Origin of the sequence: Nonomuraea turkmeniaca (assembly GCF_005889735.1) — a bacterium.
Classification (GTDB): Bacteria; Actinomycetota; Actinomycetes; order Streptosporangiales; family Streptosporangiaceae; genus Nonomuraea; species Nonomuraea turkmeniaca.
The window spans coordinates 1-5,113 of the sequence record NZ_VCKY01000405.1 but is presented as its reverse complement, the minus strand read 5'-3'; the positions used below and the strand labels follow the sequence as shown (position 1 = coordinate 5,113).

Below are 5,113 nucleotides of genomic sequence, written 5' to 3'. Positions count from 1 at the left end.
CCACCCAGCTCCTGACCCCCGAGCTGCTCCAGACCCTCGGCTTGGAGCACGGCTTCGACACGGTGGGCGACGCGGACGAGGCCAAGGCGTTCGTCGAGGCGCGGCTGGCGGAAGGCGCCGACTACCTCAAGATCGGCGTCGACGACGGCTCGGTGTCCGGCATGGACCTGCCCGCGCTCAGCCCCGAACTCGCCGCCGTGCTCGTGGAAGCCGCCCACGCCGCCGGCCTGAAGGTCATCGCACACACGGTGACGGCCCGCGAGGCCCTCATCGCCCTCGACGCGGGTGCCGACGGCCTGGCGCACCTCTACTCCGACGCGGGCGAGGAGCAGGCCGAGGAGGTGGCCGCCAGGATCGCCGCGTACGACGCGTTCGTGATCAGCACGATCACGTTCATCGAGGTCGTGACCGGCGACCCCGGCCCCACCGAGCTGCTGCGTGATCCGCGGATGGCGGCCCGGATGTCGGAGCGATCCAAGGCGACCTTCGGCCGGGAGCCCACCGACATCCCCATGCACTCGCAGGGCGTGACGAATGCCTCGCAGGCGGCGGTGGCACTGCTGCGCGCCGGCGTGCCGTTGCTGGCCGGGACCGACTCCACCTCGTTCGGCCCGGTGCACGGGGCGGGGTTCCATCACGAGCTACTGATGCTGACGGAGGCGGGCCTGACCCCGGAGCAGGCGCTGACGGCCGCCACGAGCCTCACGGCCCGCCACTTCGACCTCGGCGACCGCGGCAGGATCGCCCCGGGGCTCCGCGCCGACCTGCTGTTGGTGGACGGGGACCCGACGACCGACATCACCGCGACCCGCGCGATCGCGGACGTGTGGCGCGGTGGCGTACGCCAGGTCAGCTGACCCGCTCCTCGCCATGAATGACGAGGATTCCCGTGCCGGTGGCACGGCACACTGTGCCGGCGCGGCATACGATTCTCCGAGGTTCTGGGTCCGCGGCGAAACCACGAGGACGATCACATCGAACCGGCCGTCGACGTCGGCGAAGACGTCGGCCTTGGCCGCCTCGTAGGCGCGCTCGTGCCACCGCCGGACGAGCTCCGCGTGCTCGGGAGCGACCATAGGGCGACAGGAGTGGCTCACGGCAGGGGCGTAGGTCACGGACGAGGCCCGGCGACGGGTGACCGGTCGCCGGGCCTCAAGGACGGAGGTCTAGTAGATGCGGTACTTCTTGCCGCAGTTGTCGAACTTGCCCGCCCAGCAGGTGTAGGTGTAGATCTTCTTGATCCCCTTGCCCTTCCAGCTGCTGACGACCTTGCCGTCCCAGGAGCGGTTGAACTTGTGCCAGCCGCCGTTCTGGTAGTACTCGAACCAGACCCAGCCCTTCTTGCCGAACTTCTTGTCCACCCCGTACCACTTCGTGTAGACGTACTTGCCCTGCTTGAAGGTGTTGCCGTAGGTGTACGCCTTGTGGTCGCTCGAGAAGAACTTGCCCCACTTGCCGGAAGTGGTGGCCGACTGGCCGGCCGCGGTCGCCGTCTGGGTGGCGGCCTGGGCGGCCGGGGCGAGCGCGAGGCCGGTGACGGTCATCGAGCCGGCGATGGTCGCTATCGCGAGGATCTTACGCATGTGGGTTGCTCCCCCTGATCGGTGCTGCCGGTTCGTCCGGCAGCACGGACATTACGGAGAGTGGAAGGGATCATCTGTGGAGAAATCCACACGTCAAGAGTGATGAGCGACACAGGTCGTCGCGAGGCCCTACTGGACGATGTCGCGCAGCGCCTTCTTGTCGATTTTTCCGATCTTGGTCAGGGGGAGTTCGTCGACGAGCGCGAGATGTTCGGGGAGTTTTTGACGCGCTCCCCGGTGTAAACGCCGAGGATTCTGGCCTGTGCCGCGCCGTTCATGCGGCGGCACTTCCACGGCTTCCTGCTTCATCGGCCTGTGCCACCGCGAGCGATGGTCTTACCTGGCCTCCACAGGCGTTTCGTCTCTCCGCCTGTCCAGCGGCGAGGATGTTGATCGCGGCGTTGACGTCCCGGTCGTGGTGTGCCCCACACGAGCAGTCCCACTTCCGAACAGCCAGCGGCATCTGCTCGGCGAGTGTCCCGCAGACTGAGCAGAGCTTGGAGGAGGGCGGCGGGTCGATCAACCCGTACATCGACTCGAACGCCTTCGAGTGCGGCCCCGGGATGTGCGGCGTGCGCGGGAACGACGTGTGCCGCAGGCCCGCGAGGATGTAGTTGGTGTTGGAGTACGACCCGGGCGCCACGCCGGGCTCGCCCGTGGGGGTGCCGTTCAGCCCCAGCTTGACCAGCTCTTCCGGGGCGATGGTGCGGAAGCGGTGGTCGTCCAGGCTCTTGGTCGAGCCCTCCAGCAACGAGGGGAACGCCGGGGCGATGTAGTCGGCATCCAGTGACTGCTGCAGGGCCGGCCGGTCGAGCCCTTCGGGGGTCGCGGAGGCGGGGGCCGCGAGGGTTCCTGCCGCGAGCAGCGCGCCTGTTGCGGTCGCGACGGCCATCCGCCTGCCGCTCTCTGGGAATCGGCGAGAGATCACGGGTTCAGCATGATCCATAAGGTGAATGCGTGGTTAGTCCGCTATGTCACGAACTCGGTATGACAAGGGTCATGCCTGATCCGTGATCATTTCCTTAGTCGTGCTTCGAGATCGCGCATGATGTGGTCGAATTCGCCGGGCCGTTCGAAGTGGAAGCCGTGCCCGGAGTCCGCCTGGTAGAACCGCACGTCGGTGAGTGACGACCGGGCGCGCTGGGCGTCCTCCGCGCTCATCGCGGCCAGCAGGACGCCGTTGTCGTCGTAGCGGTCGATGACGTGGATCAGCACGGCGGGGACGCGGATGCGCGACAACGTGCCGGCGTGGTCGAAGCCGCGGTGGAAGTCGTTGTCGTAGAAGGCCTCGCCGAAGCGCGGATCGTAGGAGTCCATGGCGCGGAAGGCCTCGTTGAGCTCCGGCGGCATGTAGAAGAGCATGAGTGGCTCGTCCGGGATCTCCTTGCGGTACGTCAGCGCGTGGTCCTGGATGCTCTGCTTGGCGCCCTTGAACAGGTCCCAGATCGCGCTGTGCCGGATCTGGTACGCGGTGAAGTCCGTCTCGCCGCTGCGCAGGAAATCGTGGGCGGGCCTGGCCAGGGCGACGTAATTGAAGGTCCTCTCGGCCCTGGGCAGGACCGAGGAGAAGAACGGCGGATCCTCCAGGACGACGGCGCGCACCTGGTCGGGCGCGTCGGCGGCGAGCGCGGCCGCGACGAGCCCGCCCGAGGAGTGTCCCGCGACGACGGCGGGCTCCTTCACCACCTGGGTCAGGAACCGCCGGGCGTCGGCCGCCAGCGCCTGGGCGGTGTACTTCTCCGGGACGCGGGCGGACCTGCCGTGGCCGTAACAGTCGACGGCGAAGACGTGGTACCGCTCGGCCAGACCGGGTAACACTCGGCTCCAGTTGCGCCAGTCCGTGGATTGGCCGTGGATGAGCAGGAGCGGCGGCCCGTGGTCGGGGCCTTCGGCGTAGTTCATGAGGGAGCCGTTTACGATGGCCTGCTTCTCGGTGAAACCGGCCGCGCGTACGGCGTCCGCGTCCCGCTCGGCGTAGCTGACGTTCCTGTACACGTAACCGCCGCCCGCCACGGCCGCGAGCACGACCACTCCCGCCACGACCGGCAGCGAGACCCGGACGACCCTCCTGACACGCCCCATCGTTCCCCCTAGTATGAAAAGTATGACTTTTCCTACTTATCATACGTAGGGGCGACGGTGAGAGAAGTGGGTACCGTTGGGTCCATGGCAGGGAAGATGATCGAAGGGCCGGACGGCCGCTACATCGTGGGTACGGTCAAGATCGGCGAGAAGGGGCAGATCGTCATCCCGAAGGACGCGCGTGACCTGCTCGGCCTCGCCCCCGGCGACACGCTGCTCGTGCTCGTGGACCCCAAGCAGGGCATCGCGCTCGTGGACAACGAGCGGTTCCAGCAGTTCGCCAGGGGGGTCCTCGCCGTGCAGGAGGAGACGCCGGGGGACTGACACACTCCCCTAAGGCCGGTGCGACCCCGAGGTACTCTTCATAGCCGACCCCGTACGCCTCGGAAAGGACACCACCCATGCCCCACGCAGCGCGGCCCACGGTCACGCTGCACGACGTGGCCGCGGCGGCCGGCGTCTCGATCGCCACCGCGTCCCGAGTCCTGGGCGGCAGCGCCAGGAAGGTGGCGCCCGAGTATGAGGCCCGCGTGCTGGCCGCGGCGGCGGCCCTGCGCTACACGGTGGACGCCTCGGCCAGGGCGATGCGGCGGGCCAGTGACTCGATCGCGCTCGTCGCCGACGACCTCACGACCCCGTCCATGGGCATGGTCGTGGCCGCGATGGAACGCGAGGCCCGCGCCGGCGGGGCCTTCGTCACGGTGTCCGCCACCATGGGAGCGCACGAGCGGCAACTGGAGACCATCCGCCTGCTGCGGTCGCTGCGGCCGCGCGCGCTCGTGCTGACCTCCAGCCGGTTCGTGGCGAACGCGCTCGGCGGGCGGCTGCTCAAAGAGCTGGCCGCTTACGAGAAGGAAGGCGGCCGGGTCGTGATCGTCGGTGAGACGGACATGGCCTTCGACGCGATCGGTTTCGACGATTACGGTGCCGGGCGGTCGGCGGGCGCCTTTCTCGCGGAAACGGGGCACCGGCGGGTGGCGATATTCGCGGGCGTCAGGGAGCTGCGCACCGTCTCCGATCGGACGAGCGGATTCGCCGAAGGATTGCGGGCCGGAGGCGTTGACGAGCGGAATATCCGGGTCGTTTACTGCGAAGTCAGCCGGCAGGGCGGATTCGACGCGGCGCGGCGGCTGGCCGAGCAGGGAATGGACGGCCGGCAAGCGGTTCTCGCGGTCAACGACATCGTCGCCATAGGCGCGATGTCGGGTTTCCGGGCGGCCGGCATAAATGTTCCCGAGGACGTTTCCGTGACCGGGATCGACGATATTCCGCTGGCCGGGGACGTGACGCCGCGATTGACCACGGTCGCGCTTCCGCTGGCGCACGCCGGGGCGGAGGCCATTCGTTTCGCGCTCGCGGAGGCGGGCGAGCCGCGCCGCCTCATCGTCGAGGGCCGGCTGATCGTCCGCGACAGCACCCGCCCCCGCCACCCCTGATGGCGTCCGCAC

Annotated in this window: 7 protein-coding genes; 3 read left to right on the top strand and 4 right to left on the bottom strand. The window is 68.5% G+C overall.

Features of this window, described 5'->3' with window-relative positions; translation table 11 throughout:
- Positions 1 to 857 (top strand): amidohydrolase family protein (locus ETD86_RS52380; RefSeq protein ID WP_138674071.1); only part of this gene is annotated, 857 nt, incomplete at its 5' end.
- Between the two features lie 309 nt (positions 858 to 1,166).
- Here ETD86_RS52380 and ETD86_RS52375 read toward each other — a convergent pair.
- From ETD86_RS52375 to ETD86_RS52360, 4 genes are all read right to left on the bottom strand, one after another.
- Positions 1,167 to 1,583, bottom strand: a complete 417-nt coding sequence (locus ETD86_RS52375) for a hypothetical protein (protein ID WP_138674070.1) — start codon at positions 1,581 to 1,583, stop codon at positions 1,167 to 1,169.
- A gap of 129 nt (positions 1,584 to 1,712) precedes the next feature.
- Complete coding sequence (locus ETD86_RS56435; RefSeq protein ID WP_170223776.1) at positions 1,713 to 1,877, bottom strand: hypothetical protein; 165 nt, start codon at positions 1,875 to 1,877, stop codon at positions 1,713 to 1,715.
- Positions 1,858 to 2,475 (bottom strand): zinc ribbon domain-containing protein, encoded by a 618-nt coding sequence (locus tag ETD86_RS60470; RefSeq protein ID WP_425465716.1) that lies wholly within the window; start codon positions 2,473 to 2,475, stop codon positions 1,858 to 1,860. Before ETD86_RS60470 ends, ETD86_RS56435 begins: the two co-directional genes overlap by 20 nt.
- A gap of 122 nt (positions 2,476 to 2,597) precedes the next feature.
- The gene (locus ETD86_RS52360) at positions 2,598 to 3,665 is read right to left on the bottom strand and encodes an alpha/beta fold hydrolase (RefSeq protein ID WP_138674069.1); all 1,068 of its coding nucleotides are present in this window, start codon (positions 3,663 to 3,665) and stop codon (positions 2,598 to 2,600) included.
- Positions 3,666 to 3,749: 84 nt separating this feature from the next.
- Between ETD86_RS52360 and ETD86_RS52355 the strand changes: the two genes are divergently transcribed.
- Positions 3,750 to 3,989: an AbrB/MazE/SpoVT family DNA-binding domain-containing protein gene (locus tag ETD86_RS52355; protein ID WP_246149494.1), complete on the top strand. Its 240-nt coding sequence runs from the start codon at positions 3,750 to 3,752 to the stop codon at positions 3,987 to 3,989.
- Between the two features lie 77 nt (positions 3,990 to 4,066).
- A complete protein-coding gene (locus tag ETD86_RS52350) occupies positions 4,067 to 5,101 on the top strand; it encodes a LacI family DNA-binding transcriptional regulator (RefSeq protein WP_138674068.1) in 1,035 nt (344 codons plus the stop codon).
- The last annotated feature ends 12 nt before the right edge of the window (positions 5,102 to 5,113 follow it).

Coding starts and splice junctions, on each gene's coding strand:
- ETD86_RS52360 (WP_138674069.1), bottom strand. CDS start 3,665: ATGGGGCGTGTCAGGAGGGTCGTCCGGGTCTCGCTGCCGGTCGTGGCG.
- ETD86_RS52350 (WP_138674068.1), top strand. CDS start 4,067: ATGCCCCACGCAGCGCGGCCCACGGTCACGCTGCACGACGTGGCCGCG.
- ETD86_RS52355 (WP_246149494.1), top strand. CDS start 3,750: ATGGCAGGGAAGATGATCGAAGGGCCGGACGGCCGCTACATCGTGGGT.
- ETD86_RS52375 (WP_138674070.1), bottom strand. CDS start 1,583: ATGCGTAAGATCCTCGCGATAGCGACCATCGCCGGCTCGATGACCGTC.
- ETD86_RS60470 (WP_425465716.1), bottom strand. CDS start 2,475: ATGGCCGTCGCGACCGCAACAGGCGCGCTGCTCGCGGCAGGAACCCTC.